Origin of the sequence: Bacillus sp. FSL K6-2861 (genome assembly GCF_038630725.1) — a bacterium.
Classification (GTDB): Bacteria; Bacillota; Bacilli; order Bacillales; family Bacillaceae; genus Bacillus; species Bacillus velezensis.
Genome location: NZ_CP152037.1, coordinates 4105222 through 4122270, shown reverse-complemented (window position 1 = coordinate 4122270; position 17049 = coordinate 4105222). Strand labels below are relative to the sequence as shown.

The following is a 17049-nucleotide window of genomic DNA, read 5'->3' as shown; positions in this document are numbered from 1 at the left end:
AATGGGCTTGCAATTTAGCGTGCTTGCGAGCGGGAGTACCGGAAACGCGTTTTATCTGGAGACAGAGGAGCACTCTTTTCTGGTGGATGCCGGCCTGAGCGGTAAAGCGATGGACGGGCTGATGGAGAAAATCGGCCGCAAGATAGACGACGTCGACGGCATCTTTGTCACTCACGAGCACAGCGACCATATTAAAGGGCTCGGCGTCATTGCGAGAAAGTACGGACTTCCCGTCTACGCCAATGAAAAGACGTGGAAAGCGATGGAGAATCAGATCGGCAAGCTGGATACCGGACAAAAGTTTTTGTTCCCGATGGAAAGCGTAAAATCCTTCGGCGGGCTTGATGTTGAGTCATTCGGCGTCTCCCATGACGCGGCCGAGCCGATGTTTTATGTTTTCCACTACCAAGGCAGAAAGCTCGCGCTGATGACGGACACCGGGTATGTGAGCGACAGAATGAAAGGCATTATCCGTTCGGCCAATGTGTTTGTGTTTGAAAGCAACCATGATGTCGGCATGCTGCAAATGGGCAGATACCCATGGAGCATTAAGCGGCGGATTTTAAGCGATGTCGGCCACGTCTCCAATGAAGACGCGGCGCTCGCCATGACTGATGTCATCGGCGACGGCACATCGCGCATCTATTTGGCGCATCTGAGCCAAGACAACAATATGAAGGAACTGGCGAGAATGTCCGTGCAGCAGACATTGGCTGCGAAAGGATTTGTCGCCGGGGAAACGTTTCAGTTATTTGATACCGATCCGAAAATCCCGACGCCGCTGTGCGCCGTGTAATTTTTCCAAATGAATCATGATTATTAATCCGCGATCTGACCCACACTATAAGCAAATCGAGTACTCTTGAAAGGATTTGAGATAGGGTGGATTATAATCGCGATGATGAACAGTACGCCTCCGAACAGCCCCGCCGCAGCAAGAGAGGGTACTTTCTATCAAGTCTGATCGGCGTCATCGTCGGGGCCGCGCTCATGGCTTTCCTGCTGCCGTACTGGACAGGCGGAGACCATGGAGAAAGCAGCAAAAGCACCAGCCAGCGTCTCGGCAGCGAACAGGTGAAAACAGTCAACGTAAATGTCAATGACGCTGTCACGAATATGGTCAGCCGTGTATCAGATTCGGTAGTCGGCGTTCTCAATATCCAAAAGACCGATATTTGGGGAGAGGGCGGCGAAGCGGGAAGCGGGTCGGGCGTCATTTACAAAAAGAACGGAAACACTTCTTATATCGTAACCAATCACCATGTCATTGAAGGTGCGACTGAGATTGAGATCAGCCTGAAGGATGGCTCACGCGTGCCTGCTGAACTAATCGGGAGCGACCGTTTGATGGATCTCGCCGTACTGAAGGTGAAGTCTGATAAAATCAAATCGGCCGCCCAGTTCGGCAATTCTGATCAGGTCAAAGTCGGAGAACCGGTCATTGCGATCGGAAATCCGCTCGGGCTTGAATTTGCGGGATCAGTGACACAGGGGATCATTTCAGGCACGGAAAGGGCGGTGCCCGTTGACTCAAACGGCGACGGACAGCCGGATTGGAATGCGGAAGTGCTGCAGACCGATGCCGCGATTAACCCCGGCAACAGCGGCGGCGCTTTGATGGATATATCGGGCAAGGTGGTCGGCATCAACTCAATGAAGATCGCTGAATCCGCCGTTGAAGGCATCGGCCTGTCCATCCCGTCAAAGCTTGTCATTCCCGTTATTCAGGATTTAGAAAAATACGGAGAAGTCAGACGGCCTTTCCTCGGTATTGAGATGAAATCCTTAACGGATATTGCGAGCTACCATTGGAGCCAGACGCTGAAACTTCCGAAAGGCGTTAAAACCGGGGCGGTCATTATGGGTGTCGACGCGTTTTCACCGGCCGGAAAAGCGGGTTTGAAAAAGCTCGACGTGATTACCGGGTTCGACGGACATAAGGTCAATGACGTTGTTGATCTCCGTGAGCGCCTGTATCGCAAAAAGATCGGCGACCGTGTGAACATCACGTTCTACCGTTCGGGAAAGAAAAAAACAGCGGAAGTCAAACTGACAGAAGCGGATCGATTACAGAAATAAAAAACAGCCCGGACATCCGGGCTGTTTTTTATTGATTTATTTGTTAATATTATACTATTATGAAAACGGGAGGTGAAACACATGAAAACGGCTGATGTGATCATCGTATTGAATGAAATTGAAGGTGAATGTGAAGGAAGAATTATTTTAGAATGCAGAATTTAAGAACATGAAACATGTTATATTAAACGTCCTTTTTCAGGGCGCTTTTTTTATGCCTTTTTTCAGAAAACATAAAAAAGAACTGAACGCGGGTCACAACACGTTCAGTTAAAAATGGGTATATGTAGAAAAAGGAGACGTGAACCTAGAACTGGTGCTGCTGAGTTGAAGCAACAGATGAAACTGCCGGCAGCTTATTTGTTGTTTGCAGATTGCTCCGTTTTCAGCGTTTACTTTCACCAATTCAGCTAGATTCCGTTTTGTTTCAGATAAAAGCGAATAATAGAAGGGGAAGCGAAAAAAATAAACACAGGCTGATACATCTAAGGAGAGACTGCATCATGGAAAAGTTGAAAGGCATCAAGCTGAGTGCAGACGGCGAGTCTGCACTCATTGATTCTTTAACGATGGGGCTTTATTACGGAACGGTCCTCGGGGAAGACAATATCGTCGAGGTGTACATCCGTTCTTTGCGCGAAAAGCTGAAGGATAAAGAACACAAGGTGATTCGCACGGTTCGGGGCGCCGAGTACAGGGTGGATTTTGCATGAAACGGCTGTACAGAACCCTGCGGTTCCAGCTCCTGTTCAGGTCACTGGCGATTTTGGCTTTGCTGTTATGTTTCATCGGCGGCACTCAGTACATGTGTATGACACGGACGATGTATGAAAATCAGGCGATCAGCATTCAGAGTGATATCAATTCAATGGATCAAAGCGTTTGGAGGTCAATCAAAACCCTTGCCCGTTCCGAAACACCGGCTCATCCGAATTTGATTTACCCCGGTGTGACGGTTGCTTTTATCAATCAATCATACAAGATGTCTGTTTTATCAGAAGACCCGCACGCGGGGGCCGCTCCTTCTTTCCCGAAAAAAGTGTACCGGGATGCGCTGACAGACACCATGGCGCTTCACTATCAGGTGGCTCACAATAAGGCGGGTGAGGAAATCATCGTCGTGTTTCAGGCGATTTCCGTTGACGGAAGGCAGGCGGGAGTTGTGCAGATGAGCACGCTGACCCAGCCTCTGAATGATTCGCTTTTCCGCCAGATCAGCATTTTCGCGGTGCTTTCCTTTGCGGCTTTGGTCATCGGCCTGTTTGTTTTTTTGCCGGTGATCCGGCTCACACTTAAGCCGCTGTCCCGCATTGTGCGTATGATGGGTGACATTCATGCCGGCAGTCTCGATAAACGGCTGCCGATCGATAGGAAGCAGGCCGAAATTGAGTCATTGGGTATCTCCATCAATCAGATGCTGGAACGGATTGAAACCTCTTTTCAGGCGGAAAAAGAAGAGAAGGAACGAATCCGGCAGTTTGTATCAGACGCATCACATGAGCTGAGAACGCCGCTTACCTCCATTCACGGCTGTATCGAAATTTTAATGTGCGGAGCGGCGGAGAAGCCGGAGCAGAAAGAAAAAGCGCTTCAAAGCATGTACGCGGAATCCGCCAGGGCGAATAAGCTGATAGAGGATCTTCTGTTTCTCGCGCAGATTGACCGGGTGCCGAGCTTTGAAATGAAAAAAGGCGCATTGGGAGACGTCATTTTGGAAATGGAGGCTCAGCTGAAGCTGCTCGCGAGAAACCGGAAGCTCGAGTTCTTTGTCGATCAAAAGATAGAAGCCGTTTTTGACAAAGACAAAATGAAGCAGGCCATTCTCAACCTCTTTTACAATGCGGTGCAGCATACGGATGAAGACACGGGTGTCATCACCGTCTCCCTGCAGAAAGACGGAGGAATCATGCTTATGATTGCGGATAACGGAACGGGAATCGCTCCGGAGCATGTGCCTCATTTGTTTGACCGGTTTTACAGGGCGGAAACCTCCCGATCCCGTCAATCCGGCGGCGCGGGGCTGGGTCTTGCCATTACAAAAACCATTATCGACAGTCACAACGGAACAATTGAAGTGAAAAGTGAGCAGGGAAAAGGCTCCGTGTTCATCATCCGGCTGCCGGGATAAACCGGGAAGCAGGAAGAAATATCACAATTTATATGTAAATTCTAAATTTTCAAAAAATAACTTGTCCTTTTCCAATATTGGTGATAATATCTAGTTATTGGTAAAGGGGGTGTGTACTGATGAAGATTGAAGAACTTGATCTTGATACAGAAACAGCAAGCTTGGTGCATCGCTGCTAGTAAAGCCGTGACTCCCCTCATTGGGGAGTTATTATCTTTCAGGGGGTATGTCATGATGTCAACGGACTGTAAGCGCTGGAAGTTTAAAGACAGCGTGCAGGTGCTGACCTACACGGCGCATATTATCATTCAATATCGAAAGGCGATTAAGCTTGCGCATACGAGTGAGATCAAAGAGGCGGTTGAACGGCTGATCATCGGCTGTGAAAAACAAGAGCTATCTGATCTTCTGGGAGAGGAAGCGGGAAACCAGTTTTTCGATGCTTTAATGAAATTGGATGCTTTAATAGAGCCATGGCAAAACGGCCGTGAAGGCCGCATCACTGAAAAGCAGCTGTACCATTTTGAGAAATACAACCAAAACCCCAATCTGATCCAAAAGAGATTAGACGGCAGCAGGGCAGCGATCGTGGGTCTGGGGGGCGTCGGAACGATCATTCTTCAAAACCTTTTGGCGGCGGGCATGCAGCATTTTATTCTCATTGATTTCGATGCCGTATCAGTACATAACCTGAACAGACAATTCGTCTATAATAAATCTTCTGTAGGCAAATTAAAGATCTCAGAATGCAGAGATTATATTGCGGGTATCAATCCCCATGCGGACGCAGCACTTTACCATAAGGAAATTACACAGCCGCAGGACCTGCGTGTGTTAGATCCGTACGAAATTGATATCGTCATAAATGCCGCTGACAAACCCCATAACATTTCTGAATGGGTTTACCGGTATTGTAAGGAGCGGAATATTGCATTTATGACCGGGGGTGTCGGCAGCTTCAGCGGCCAATGGGGGCCTCTGCTCACGCCTGAATCCTATCAATCCGGCGTCCCCTATGAAAAAAACATGCCGGCCGGACTTCTGAACTGTTACCCCGATGAACCGATCAAAGGTTCCTTAGGAGCGACAAACGGTATTATATCCTCGTTTATGTCTCATGACATTATCACATACCTTGCAGGCGGAAGCCCGAAATCCCTGAATACCCGCATCGGCCTGGACTTTGACGGCCTTCATATTACAGAAACGAAGCTTTCTCAAAAGGAAAGCGCTTTATGAAGACGATGCATCGTACGGCGAGAAAACCGGGCGACCCTCTGAAAATAGAAATCGACACAAGCCCGATACGCTTGAACCCATTAGATACGCAGGATTACACAAGCAAGATGATTTGCAGCATTATGTATGAAAGCCTGCAGGACGGCTATAACTGCCGGATCATCCGCAAAGATCCCCGCACCTGTCAGGTGGACATTCACCCGGACTATTTAGGTGACGCCGAGGGTGTGATTCAAACGATCATCTATCATCTGACGAAAGAAAATCAAAGCCCCCATCTCGGCAGTTTCCTGAACATAAAACAGGCCGTTCCGTATGTAAAAGGCCTCGTCTCTTCCGATCAGCTCGGGGTGAACGTAACGGGCGAAAAACGCTTTGAAGTCACCTTGGACGAGCCGTCTGATGAAATAGAAGCCGTTTTGCAGAGCAGCTTTCTGATTCCTGGGACCGCCGGGGGCGATGTGCCGGAAAACGGCCCGTACCGATTCAAGCGCACGTTTGAGAAGGGGCTGGAATTTGAGCGGAATCCGCAATATAAAATGACGCCCGCGGATCACCGCACGGTTCAGACCATCCAATTTATTTTGAATGATGATCTGGAAAAGAGCATCGGGCTGTACGAAGCGAATCAAACGGACGTGACCTGCCACACCCAGTTTCATCATTCAAACATGAGGTATCGGCAGTATGCTGATTTTAAAGAAAATCATTTGCCGATGTTATTTACCTTCAAGGTAAAGGACGACATGCTGAGAACTTTCATTCAGCATTATTTTGATAAACAAAAGCTGGCCGGGGATTTGGGGCATATCATCACACCGACTGATTCACTGATCGGTATATGGGAAAGCGGGAGGACACCGCAGAAAGATCCGCCCCTTTTGACAAGAGAAGAACCGATCCGAATCGTTTATGCCGATTATTATCCCAACGGAGAGATCATTGAAAGGCTGGCTGATTTGTTTCGACGGGCCGGAGCGGACGTGTCCGTCTCCCGCGTCAGTCATTTCAATGATTATTACCATATGGATAAAAGCCGGTTTGATATTGAGCTCCATTTGTTCCTGCCGGCTTACATGCATGAGCTGAGCTATATCAAATATTTCATCCGCGACATCAGCGATCCAGGGAAGAAAAAAACGATCATTGATGCCGTAGGATCTGAAAAAAAGAAGGAACTTTTTGGGTTATTCGAGAATACAACTCATTATTGCCCAATTTGTTTTGGGAAAAGTCTGTATCTGCAAGATCCATGTATAGAGGGTTTTAGTGTAAAGACTGACGGGCTCCTTTCTGTTCATGATGTTAAATGCAGATAGCTGGAAAGGGGTATTCATTTGCGGAATCGAAATTTGCTTTACTTCTCCGGTTTTTTCGGAAACTTCTTTTTCGAACGGGGAATTTGGATTTTATATTTAACAAGCATGAATTATTCATTGTTTCTAGTGGGCATCCTGCAATCGGTCCTGAATTTGGCGATGTTTCTGGCGGAAGTGCCGAGCGGCGTCATCTCGGACAGAATCGGGAGAAAAAAATCGCTCTTGCTCGGCCATTTTATGGTCATTGTCTATTTGGTGATGTTCCTGAGCTTTCATAACTTCATCGCCCTCTTCATCGCCCATATTATATACGGTATCGGGCTGACGTTTATATCAGGAACGGATCACGCCTTTTTGTTTGATTCACTGAAAGAACAAGGGAAAGAAAAATGGTACGGCAAATCCATCGGAAACTATAACGGACTTGTCATACTCGGTCTTGCGATCGCCATGGGCATCGGCGGCTACTTGCAGGAAATATCATGGTCGTATGTGTTTATCGCCGGGATTGTCACTCAGCTGATTGCAATGGCGGTCATTACACAGCTGACGGAAATTAAATTTGAAAACAGTGAACACGAAACGCAGACGGTCGGTGACATCTTAAAAGAAGTCAAAGATTTCTTCAGGCTGAACAAAGCCTTTAAATATCTGGTGCTGTCACTCTCCGTTTTCTTTGCGATTACCTCGGTTTTTTATATGTACGGACAAGATCTGTTAAGTCAGGAAGGGCTGTCCGTGCGCAATATATCCATTATTTTTGCGGGACTGTCCATCTTGCAGGCGCTGTGCTCCATCTTTTCTTCCAAGCCGGCGGAAAAATTCACGCCGAGGCGCGTGCTTCTGCTGACATTCTGCATCATCGGGGCGGCCTACCTGTTTATACCTTCGGGCAGTCTGTACGTGACGATTGCAGCTTTTGTCGTCATTAACGCGCTCTATGATGTGATAGAACCCGTATCCAGTCAGGTGGTGAATAATGAGATTCCGTCCAGAACGAGAGCCACGCTGCTGTCCATTATCAGTTTGATGACCTCGCTCTTCATGTTCATTGCCTTTCCGTTTATCGGATTCTTAACGGACTATTTTGATTCAGCTTTGCTGCTGACCGCAATCGGGGTATTATCCATCTTATTGTCGCTGTTTATGATGCTCAGCTTTTACAAACTGAAAGCGAGCGTCGCCATCCAGAATAAAGTCGAGCTTTGAACCAGAATGACAAAGGGATGATGTGAGTTGCTGAATATTCATAATCTTACGGTAAATTTAGCGGGAGATACCATTTTCAAACAAGTTTCTTTTTTCATCAATGAAGGCGAAAAAGTGCTTGTGGCCGGGCCGAACGGTTCCGGCAAAAGCACGCTGTTCAGGGTGCTTTCCGGAGAGCTTGAGGCAGATGAAGGAACGATTGCGATCAACAAAGGGGCGAAGGTCGGTTTGCTGAAGCAGATCGCTGATCCCAATGAGGATCTGACGTTGTATCAATATCTGGAAAAATCGTTTGAAGCTCTCGCGGCGATCCAGAATGAAATGAAGGCCATTGAGCTGAAGCTTTCGGAACCGATGAGTGATGACGAGCTGACTGCTTTATTGGAAAAATACAGTCAATACACGGAAACATTTGAGCGGAACAACGGCTACCAGATGCATGCGATGATTGACGAGGTATGCAACGGGCTCAGCCTCAGCGAATTAAAGGATCAGCCGTTTTCAAAGCTGAGCGGCGGCGAAAAAACAAAAGCCGGCCTTGCCGAAATTTTAATCCGCAACGACGACGTTATACTGCTGGACGAGCCGACCAACCATTTGGATGTCCATGCGATTGAGTGGCTTGAAGGGTTTATTAAAAAATCGAACAAAACCATTCTGTTTACGACCCACGATAAAACGTTTGCCGACCAAACGGCGATGAAGGTGCTTGAGATTGACGATACCGAGGTGAAGATTTGGCCTTACGGATTCAGCGAATACTTGAAAAAGCGGGAAGAATTCATCATCGCCCAGTTTGAGAAATATGAAGAACAGCAGAGAAAAATACAGAAGATGAAGGAATCCATCGCCCAGCTGAGAGATTGGGCCAATCGCTCAAATCCGCCGTCTGTCGGCCTGCACAGACGCGCGAATAATATGGAAAAGGCGCTGAAAAGGATCGAGCTGATCAATAAGCCGGTCCGGACGGAGCAAAAATTAAAAAACGCATTTCAGGAAGCGGGCGCCGGTTCAAAAGATATTGTGTTCATTGAAAACGGAAAGGTGACCAACGGATCTTCCCTTTTATATCAAAATGTGAATCTGCGAATAAAGCATAAAGACAGAATCGGCATCGTCGGCAGAAACGGCGTCGGCAAAACAACGCTGATCCGCTGCATCATCGGGGAAAGAGAACTGTCGGACGGCACCATTAAAGTGGGAGAAAATCTTAAGATAGGCTACATTGATCAAAAGAGCCATGTAGGAGATTCGAGTCAGACGATTCTGCAATTTTTTAAAGAAAATCTGCTGACTGAAGAGGGCATGGCCCGGAATATGCTGGCCAAGTACGGATTTTACGGGTCGTCGGTCTTTAAAAAACTTTCCGTCCTGTCGGGCGGTGAGAGAATCAGGCTGAAGCTGTCCATCTTAATGGAAAAAAAGCTGAATGTCCTGATCCTGGATGAGCCGACCAACCACTTGGATATTGAATCTCAGGAAATTCTCGAAAACAGCCTGATGCAGTTTCAAGGCACCATCATCTGCGTTTCTCACGACAGAAACCTGCTGGAGAAGTTCAACAAGATTTTCTGGCTTGAGAATCAAAACGTCACCATCTTTTCAGGTCCATACAGTTACGCCAAACAAAAAAAACGGCAGATTGCCGAATAAAAGGGGAATGGATATGACCATTGACAGACTGACAATCAATGAGTTATCGTACGATCTTTTTGTAAGCGAGTATGCTGATAAGAAACCTTTTATTTTGACGGGGGCAATGGATCACTGGGAATGCAGGCCGTGGACGCTTGAATACATTGATGAACACTATGGGGACAGAATGGTCACCATCCGGAAATCAGATATCGAAGGGGTCAAAACCTTTAAACAAGTAAAGCTTTCCAACTATATCGAGTACATTGATCAGAATGATGACAAATGGTACTGTGACTGGAATTTTACGCAGCTGAACCAAAATGACTTAGACCTTGTCTATTCCGCACCCGAGTATTTTACAAAAGACACATTGAGAGCGGATGAAGAAACGGGACGGGACTGGAAATGGTTCTTTCTCGGTTCTAAGCAGACAGGCACACCGCTGCATCAGGATTTTAACAACACGCACGCGTGGAACGGCGTCATTTTCGGGGAGAAGGAATGGATCTTCTATCATCCGGACGACTCTCCGTATTTGTACGAAGGAAATATCAATGTCTTTGATGAAAAAGACATTGAGCAAAAACCGCTGGTGCAAAAGGCGTCTCCGATCCGCTTCAGACAAAAGGCGGGAGAAATCATTTACGCGCCGCGCCATTGGTGGCATCAAGTCGAGAATACGGAACATACATTGGCAGTGAGTGAGAACTTTTGGTTTACCGGAGAGCGGCTTGCCAATCAGATATAAACGAAAGGCTGAGGAGCAACTCAGCCTTTTTTTGTATGGATTCATTTCATCCGGTCCAGACCGAATTTTTTCAGGCGGTATTGCAGGCTCTGTCTGCTGATTCCGAGCTCGTTTGCCGTTTTGGATATGTTATTGCCGTGTTTTCTCAGGATCTTTTCGATCATGTATTTTTCGAAGTTTTCCATTTTGTCTTTTAAATCGGTGCCGGGCTGGGTGCTTGCGGCGGCTTTGCTTTCCGTGTCAGCCGGTTTGATTTTCATGCGGTATTGATAAGGCAGGTGGGCCGCCGTAATCGTCGTTTCATCCGTCATAAAGTTCATGGCGCCTTCAATCATATGTTCAAGCTCGCGAATGTTGCCCGGCCAGTCATATTCCAAGAAGAATCGCTGCACATCGTCACTGATCGAATCGACATGCATTTGGAACAGGTGATTGTTTTTCTGGATAAAGACTTCGGCCAGTGGCAGAATGTCCTCCTTGCGCTCCCGGAGCGGGGGAATGATCAGTGTGACAACGCTTAAGCGGTAGTATAAATCTTTGCGCAGCCGCTCTTCCGAAATGGCGGTGATCGGGTCTTCATTCATCGTGGCGATGATGCGGACGTCAATCGGTTTGTCCTGCGCTGATCCGATGCGCCTGATTTTCTTTTCCTGAAGGGCGCGGAGCAGTTTTGCCTGCAGGCTGAGATTGAGCGAGTTGATCTCATCAAGGAGCAGGGTGCCTCCCTGCGCCTGCTCAAATAAGCCGGGCTGGTCGATGGCTCCGGTAAAGGCGCCTTTTTTCGTGCCGAATAAAATACTTTCGACCAGGCTATCCGGCAGGGCGGCGCAGTTTTGCGAGATGAACGGGGCGCCTGAGCGCTGGCTGCCGTTGTGAATGCTTTGGGCGAACAGTTCCTTGCCCGTTCCCGTCTCGCCGGCCAAAAGCACCGATGATGATGTGCGGGTTGCCCGTTTCGCGTTTTCGATGACTTCCCGAATGACCGGGCTGTTGCCGAGAATACTGTCAAACGTGTAGCTGTTCTGTTCTTTCCTGTGCATGTTCTCCCTGATCAGCCGTTCGAGCTTGGTGACGTCCTTGGCGATTTCCACGGCTCCCTTGATCTCGCCGTTTTGCACAATCGGGAAGGTGTGGTTGATCGTCGTGATTTCCTGGCCTTTGTTATTGAAATAGCTTTGCTTCACGTTTTTAATCGTTTTGCCTTCTTGAAGGGCCTGAACGAGCGTGCTGTCCTGCTGATTGGAAAACATAAATACATCAGTCAGGTTTTTATGCAGGACGTCCCGTTCATCCATATCTTCAATCTGCATCATTTTCTTATTGTAAATGACGGTGCTGCCTTTTTCGTCGACCACATGCAGCCCGACATCAATCTCTTCCAGAATGCTTTGTAACACGAGTGTGTAAAATTCGCTGGGTGTGTGCAGGTCAATTCCCCCTCTCAATCGTCTTAACATTCATTATTTTAAAATAAATCGAACGGGAAACGCAAAAAAATTTTGCGCTTGGACGATGTTTAAAAGTAAATGGAAATTGAGGTAATAAAACCATTGACTTTTTTAAGGAAATGGTCGATATTTAGATATATACTTAAATATCTAAATCATGTATGTATGAGAGGGGGAAAGTTTTTGAATAAAGCTTTTAAAGCACTGGCCGATCCTACAAGGAGACGAATTTTGGATTTATTAAAGAAACAAGACATGACGGCTGGAGAAATTGCGGAACACTTCGACATGTCAAAACCCAGTATTTCTCATCACCTTACCATATTGAAAAATACTGATTTGGTTCACGATGAGAGGAAAGGCCAATTTATTATGTATTCATTAAATACCACTGTATTACAGGATCTTATAGGCTGGTTCTTTTCTCTGACTGATTCAGAACATGATAATAAGAAAGGCGGGGAATCATGAAAAAATATCTCTTTTCGGCAGGAATCATAGTTTTAACTGTTTTCACATGGGTTTGCACATATTCATCTTTACCGGACAATTTGGCGACACACTGGGGATTAAACGGAAGTGCAAATGATTACCAAACGAAAGCTAATGCGATGATGATGCTTATTGGCATCATGATTATTCTATATATTTTAATGGTTATCATCCCTAAGATTGATCCTAAAAATAACTACAAAACGTTTATCCGGCCATATATGGCTATCTTTAATACAATGTTTGCGGTTCTGTTTGTCATTAATCTGATTACCATCTTGACCGGCCTGGGATATGATCTCCCTATATCTTATTTAGGAAACTTTATAGTGGGAGTCATTTTCATGGTGTTTGGAAACTTCATTCAGATCGTTAAGCCTAATTTCTTTTTAGGGATAAGAACACCTTGGACGCTGAGCAGTGAAAGAGTTTGGAAGGATACACACAGGGTTAGTTCGAAACTTTTTGTCTTAGCGGGCATGCTCATGATGCTTGCAGCTTTTTTGCCGCCGGTGTATAGAGTGTCAGTCATTTTCATGGCTGCAATCGGCTGTATCATATTATCTTTACTATATTCTTACATTGTATATCAGAGACAATTGAATAAATAACTGTTGAGTAGGAGCAATCTAATTGGATTGCTCCTATTTTGTCAGCGGGAAACGCAAAAAAATTTTGCGCTTGGCTGAAGATTGCACGCAAACTGCCGGAAAATTTTGCGGGAAAAGAAAGAATGCTGGCGAAACATCCCGTTTTTTCGGATTGGCACGGAACTTGCTTTATAAAAAGGGAAAGCAAGATCTAATGTTGAATGATTACAAAACAAGGGGGAATCAGATTATGTCAGCTTTCACAAAATCTCAAGAAATTATCAGCCAAACTTCACATTACGGCGCGAACAACTATCATCCTCTGCCGATTGTTATTTCCGAAGCGCAGGGTGTTTGGGTAAAAGACCCTGAAGGTAATCAATATATGGATATGCTGAGTGCTTATTCTGCGGTGAACCAGGGGCACAGACATCCGAAGATCATTCAGGCGCTGAAGGATCAGGCGGATAAAATCACTCTGACGTCACGCGCGTTCCACAATGATCAGCTCGGTCCGTTTTATGAGAAAACAGCCAAGCTGACCGGAAAAGATATGATTCTGCCGATGAATACGGGGGCGGAAGCCGTTGAATCCGCTGTCAAAGCGGCGAGACGCTGGGCATATGAGGTCAAAGGGGTAGCGGATAATCAGGCGGAAATCATTGCGTGTATCGGCAACTTCCACGGCAGAACGATGCTTGCGGTATCCCTTTCTTCAGAAGATGAGTATAAACGCGGTTTCGGACCTATGCTTCCGGGTATAAAATTAATTCCATACGGAGACGCAGAAGCGCTGCGCCGGGCGATTACGCCGAACACAGCCGCTTTCTTATTCGAACCGATTCAGGGAGAAGCGGGCATCGTCATCCCGCCGGAAGGATTTTTACAAGAAGCGGCCGCCATTTGTAAGGAAGAAAATGTGCTTCTGATCGCTGATGAAATTCAGACGGGACTCGGCCGCACAGGGAAAACATTCGCGGTTGACTGGGAAAATATCGTACCGGATATGTTCATCTTAGGCAAAGCGCTCGGCGGGGGCGTCTTCCCGATTTCGTGCATCGCGGCGAACCGTGACATTCTCGGCGTGTTTAACCCGGGTTCCCACGGCTCGACATTCGGCGGAAACCCGCTCGCTTGCGCGGTATCGCTCGCATCTCTTGAAGTCCTTGAGGAAGAAGGGCTGGCAGAGCGTTCCCTTCAGCTTGGCCGTTATTTTAAAGAAGAGCTTGAGAAAATCGATAACCCGATCATAAAAGACGTGCGCGGACGCGGCCTGTTTATCGGCGTTGAACTGACAGAAGCGGCCCGCCCGTACTGTGAAAAGCTGAAAGGCGAAGGGCTTTTATGCAAAGAAACACATGATACTGTGATCCGTTTTGCACCGCCGTTAATGATTTCCAAGGAAGACTTGGACTGGGCGGTCCAAAAGATCACAAACGTGCTTCAAAACGCGTAAAACCTTGATGCGGCAATGCTTTCCCTCGGCTTGTATGGAATTTACAAATAAAAAATTCAGCACACTCTATTTGCGCGGCGACAGTATTTTAGTATAATGTATCTTTATGTACGAAAATGAATTTCATATAACATTCATATACAAATAGAGGCTCTTTGGACAGCAAATCGGTTTCAAAGCACCGGCTTGGTTCCAATACAAGTTGCTGAAGGGGTGCAGAATAGTGAATACAAATCAAAAAGAGAATCAGCTTCAGCGCACAATGAAATCACGCCATTTGTTTATGATTTCTTTGGGCGGAGTGATCGGCACCGGGTTTTTCCTGAGTACCGGATTTACAATTAACCAGGCGGGACCGCTGGGCGCGGTTCTGTCTTATCTGGTCGGCGGTTTTATAATGTTTTTGACAATGCTCTGCTTAGGCGAGCTTGCGGTTGCCCTTCCCGTATCAGGGTCGTTTCAGACGTACGCAACCAAATTCATCAGCCCCGCTTTCGGTTTCGCATTCGGCTGGCTGTACTGGCTCGGCTGGGCGGTGACATGCGCCATTGAGTTTTTATCTGCGGGACAATTGATGCTCCGCTGGTTTCCGCATGTTCCCGTATGGGTGTGGTGCCTCGTGTTTGTCGGACTGATGTTTCTTTTGAACGCTATTACCACAAAAGCGTTCGCTGAGTCGGAATTTTGGTTTTCCGGTATTAAAATTTTAGTCATTCTGCTGTTTATTATTTTGGGCGGCGCCGCCATGTTCGGCCTGATTGACATGAAACACGGCGAGCAGGCTCCTTTCTTCTCTCATTTTTATGAGGATGGATTGTTTCCGAACGGCATTAAGGCTATGCTTATTACGATGATTACCGTAAACTTCGCGTTCCAGGGAACGGAGCTGATCGGGGTTGCCGCGGGAGAAAGTGAAAATCCCGAGAAAACGATTCCGCGCTCTATCCGGCAGACGGTATGGAGAACGCTTGTCTTTTTCGTTCTCTCCATCATCGTCATTGCCGGGATGATTCCGTGGAGGCAGGCAGGAGTGGTCGAAAGCCCGTTTGTCGTGGTGTTTGAACAAATCGGTATTCCATATGCCGCCGATATTATGAACTTTGTTATCTTAATTGCGCTGCTCTCAGTGGCCAACTCAGGCCTGTTTGCATCGACGCGTATCTTATATGCTATGGCGAACGAAGGACAAGCCTTTAAATCGCTCGGCAAAATAAATAAACGCGGCGTGCCGATGAACGCTCTGATCGTGACGCTGGCCGTCGCCTGCCTGTCACTGCTGTCTAAAGTGGCAGCGCCGGAAACCGTTTATATGTTTCTCTTATCATTAGCCGGACTAAGCGCGCAGGTCGGCTGGATTACGATTTCCCTGTCACAGCTGATGTTCAGACGGAAATACATCCGCGAAGGCGGCAAAGTGGAAGACCTGAAGTTTAAAACACCGCTGTACCCGGTGCTGCCTATTATCGGGCTGACGTTAAACACGGTTGTTCTGATCAGCCTCGCATTTGATTCAGAACAGCGGCTCGCCCTTTATTGCGGCATCCCGTTCATGGCGGTGTGCGTTATCGTCTATCATCTGTATGTAAAAAAGCATAAGCAGTCAGAAAAACAGATAGAGCTTTAAATCTTTTCGTGTCCAAGTCATCTTTGAGAAACCCGCACAGGACAACATACAACATGTTGAGGTGGAAAAACGGATGAACAAGAATATCTCAGTTATTGGAATGCCGATGGATTTAGGACAAGCACGACGCGGAGTGGACATGGGCCCGAGCGCCATCCGCTACGCGCATCTCATTGAACGGTTATCTGACATGGGGTATGCGGTGGAAGACTTAGGCGACATCCCCGTCAATCGTGAAAAACTCAAAAATGATGAAGAGCTGAAAAATCTGAACTCCGTGCTTTCGGGGAACGAGCAGCTTGCCCAAAAGGTGGACAGCGTCATTGAGAATGAGCGGTTCCCTCTCGTCTTGGGCGGCGATCACAGCATCGCGATCGGAACGCTGACAGGAACGGCAAAGCACTATAAACAGCTCGGCGTCATCTGGTACGACGCGCACGGCGACTTAAACACGCTGGAAACATCGCCGTCAGGCAATATTCACGGAATGCCGCTGGCCGTCAGCCTCGGAGTCGGGCACGACACGCTGGTGAACCTGGGCGGGTATGCCCCGAAAATCAAGCCGGAGAACGTCGTCATCATCGGCGCGAGATCGCTTGATGAAGGCGAGCGTGAATACATTAAGGAAACAGGCATGAAGGTCTATACGATGCATGAGATTGACCGCCTCGGCATGACAAAGGTCATTGAAGAAACCATTGACTACTTGTCAGACTGTGACGGCGTTCACCTCAGCCTTGACCTCGACGGCCTTGATCCGAGCGACGCACCCGGCGTAGGCACACCTGTTGTCGGCGGCATCAGCTACCGTGAAAGCCATTTGGCAATGGAGATGCTGTATGATGCCGACATCATCACTTCAGCTGAATTTGTCGAAGTCAACCCGATCCTCGATCACAAAAACAAAACCGGCAAAACAGCGGTCGAGCTGGTGGAATCTTTGTTAGGAAAAAAACTATTATAAAATATGCGCCTCCGCACCTGCGGAGGTTTTTTTGTTGCCACGAGGAAACTAGCGGGCTGCCACCCTCTTTTTGAACCTGTAAATATGATATATTTATTACACAAAATGGGAAATG

General features: G+C 47.3%; 15 protein-coding genes. 14 read left to right on the top strand and 1 reads right to left on the bottom strand.

Features of this window, described 5'->3' with window-relative positions; genetic code table 11:
• Nucleotide 1 precedes the first annotated feature (1 nt).
• The 9 genes from NYE62_RS20430 to NYE62_RS20390 all read left to right on the top strand — a co-directional run bounded on the left by NYE62_RS20430 (nucleotide 2) and on the right by NYE62_RS20390 (nucleotide 10360).
• The gene (locus NYE62_RS20430; protein WP_007407895.1) at nucleotides 2–796 is read left to right on the top strand and encodes an MBL fold metallo-hydrolase; all 795 of its coding nucleotides are present in this window, start codon (nucleotides 2–4) and stop codon (nucleotides 794–796) included.
• An 86-nt stretch (nucleotides 797–882) separates the two neighbouring features.
• Entirely contained in the window at nucleotides 883–2079 is a 1197-nt protein-coding gene (locus NYE62_RS20425; RefSeq protein ID WP_007614967.1) for a S1C family serine protease, read from the top strand.
• 503 nt (nucleotides 2080–2582) lie between these two features.
• Complete coding sequence (locus NYE62_RS20420; RefSeq protein ID WP_342497166.1) at nucleotides 2583–2792, top strand: winged helix-turn-helix domain-containing protein; 210 nt, start codon at nucleotides 2583–2585, stop codon at nucleotides 2790–2792.
• Nucleotides 2789–4207, top strand: a complete 1419-nt coding sequence (locus tag NYE62_RS20415) for an ATP-binding protein (RefSeq protein ID WP_342497165.1) — start codon at nucleotides 2789–2791, stop codon at nucleotides 4205–4207. Before NYE62_RS20420 ends, NYE62_RS20415 begins: the two co-directional genes overlap by 4 nt.
• Before the next feature lie 231 nt (nucleotides 4208–4438).
• Nucleotides 4439–5446, top strand: coding sequence for a ThiF family adenylyltransferase (locus tag NYE62_RS20410; protein ID WP_342497164.1), 1008 nt, complete (start codon nucleotides 4439–4441; stop codon nucleotides 5444–5446).
• Complete coding sequence (locus NYE62_RS20405) at nucleotides 5443–6765, top strand: ABC transporter substrate-binding protein (protein ID WP_108725210.1); 1323 nt, start codon at nucleotides 5443–5445, stop codon at nucleotides 6763–6765. Before NYE62_RS20410 ends, NYE62_RS20405 begins: the two co-directional genes overlap by 4 nt.
• Before the next feature lie 18 nt (nucleotides 6766–6783).
• The gene (locus tag NYE62_RS20400; RefSeq protein WP_014306161.1) at nucleotides 6784–7974 is read left to right on the top strand and encodes an MFS transporter; all 1191 of its coding nucleotides are present in this window, start codon (nucleotides 6784–6786) and stop codon (nucleotides 7972–7974) included.
• A 27-nt stretch (nucleotides 7975–8001) separates the two neighbouring features.
• On the top strand, nucleotides 8002–9627 hold the full coding sequence (locus tag NYE62_RS20395) for an ATP-binding cassette domain-containing protein (protein ID WP_020954386.1): 1626 nt from the start codon (nucleotides 8002–8004) through the stop codon (nucleotides 9625–9627).
• 13 nt (nucleotides 9628–9640) lie between these two features.
• Nucleotides 9641–10360: a cupin-like domain-containing protein gene (locus NYE62_RS20390; protein ID WP_007407887.1), complete on the top strand. Its 720-nt coding sequence runs from the start codon at nucleotides 9641–9643 to the stop codon at nucleotides 10358–10360.
• 41 nt (nucleotides 10361–10401) lie between these two features.
• On the opposite strand, the gene NYE62_RS20385 is transcribed toward NYE62_RS20390, so the two are convergent.
• Nucleotides 10402–11787 (bottom strand): sigma-54-dependent Fis family transcriptional regulator, encoded by a 1386-nt coding sequence (locus tag NYE62_RS20385; protein ID WP_342497487.1) that lies wholly within the window; start codon nucleotides 11785–11787, stop codon nucleotides 10402–10404.
• A 204-nt stretch (nucleotides 11788–11991) separates the two neighbouring features.
• Here NYE62_RS20385 and NYE62_RS20380 point away from each other — a divergent pair, with 204 nt between their 5' ends.
• From NYE62_RS20380 to rocF, 5 genes are all read left to right on the top strand, one after another.
• Nucleotides 11992–12279 carry an autorepressor SdpR family transcription factor gene (locus tag NYE62_RS20380; protein ID WP_015240946.1) on the top strand — a complete coding sequence of 96 codons (288 nt, stop codon included), beginning with the start codon at nucleotides 11992–11994 and terminating at the stop codon, nucleotides 12277–12279.
• Complete coding sequence (locus tag NYE62_RS20375) at nucleotides 12276–12911, top strand: SdpI family protein (protein ID WP_015418604.1); 636 nt, start codon at nucleotides 12276–12278, stop codon at nucleotides 12909–12911. Before NYE62_RS20380 ends, NYE62_RS20375 begins: the two co-directional genes overlap by 4 nt.
• Nucleotides 12912–13140: 229 nt before the next feature.
• Nucleotides 13141–14346 (top strand): ornithine--oxo-acid transaminase, encoded by a 1206-nt coding sequence (locus NYE62_RS20370; RefSeq protein WP_025650081.1) that lies wholly within the window; start codon nucleotides 13141–13143, stop codon nucleotides 14344–14346.
• Nucleotides 14347–14569: 223 nt separating this feature from the next.
• Nucleotides 14570–15970 carry an amino acid permease gene (locus NYE62_RS20365; protein WP_020958097.1) on the top strand — a complete coding sequence of 467 codons (1401 nt, stop codon included), beginning with the start codon at nucleotides 14570–14572 and terminating at the stop codon, nucleotides 15968–15970.
• A 73-nt stretch (nucleotides 15971–16043) separates the two neighbouring features.
• Nucleotides 16044–16934, top strand: a complete 891-nt coding sequence (gene rocF / locus NYE62_RS20360; protein WP_007407883.1) for an arginase — start codon at nucleotides 16044–16046, stop codon at nucleotides 16932–16934.
• Nucleotides 16935–17049 lie beyond the last annotated feature (115 nt).

Bases quoted from the DNA above. Each gene is read 5' to 3' on its own strand.
- NYE62_RS20375 (WP_015418604.1), top strand. From the start codon at position 12,276: ATGAAAAAATATCTCTTTTCGGCAGGAATCATAGTTTTAACTGTTTTC.
- NYE62_RS20390 (WP_007407887.1), top strand. From the start codon at position 9,641: ATGACCATTGACAGACTGACAATCAATGAGTTATCGTACGATCTTTTT.
- NYE62_RS20370 (WP_025650081.1), top strand. From the start codon at position 13,141: ATGTCAGCTTTCACAAAATCTCAAGAAATTATCAGCCAAACTTCACAT.
- NYE62_RS20405 (WP_108725210.1), top strand. From the start codon at position 5,443: ATGAAGACGATGCATCGTACGGCGAGAAAACCGGGCGACCCTCTGAAA.
- NYE62_RS20415 (WP_342497165.1), top strand. From the start codon at position 2,789: ATGAAACGGCTGTACAGAACCCTGCGGTTCCAGCTCCTGTTCAGGTCA.
- rocF (WP_007407883.1), top strand. From the start codon at position 16,044: ATGAACAAGAATATCTCAGTTATTGGAATGCCGATGGATTTAGGACAA.
- NYE62_RS20430 (WP_007407895.1), top strand. From the start codon at position 2: ATGGGCTTGCAATTTAGCGTGCTTGCGAGCGGGAGTACCGGAAACGCG.
- NYE62_RS20420 (WP_342497166.1), top strand. From the start codon at position 2,583: ATGGAAAAGTTGAAAGGCATCAAGCTGAGTGCAGACGGCGAGTCTGCA.
- NYE62_RS20410 (WP_342497164.1), top strand. From the start codon at position 4,439: ATGATGTCAACGGACTGTAAGCGCTGGAAGTTTAAAGACAGCGTGCAG.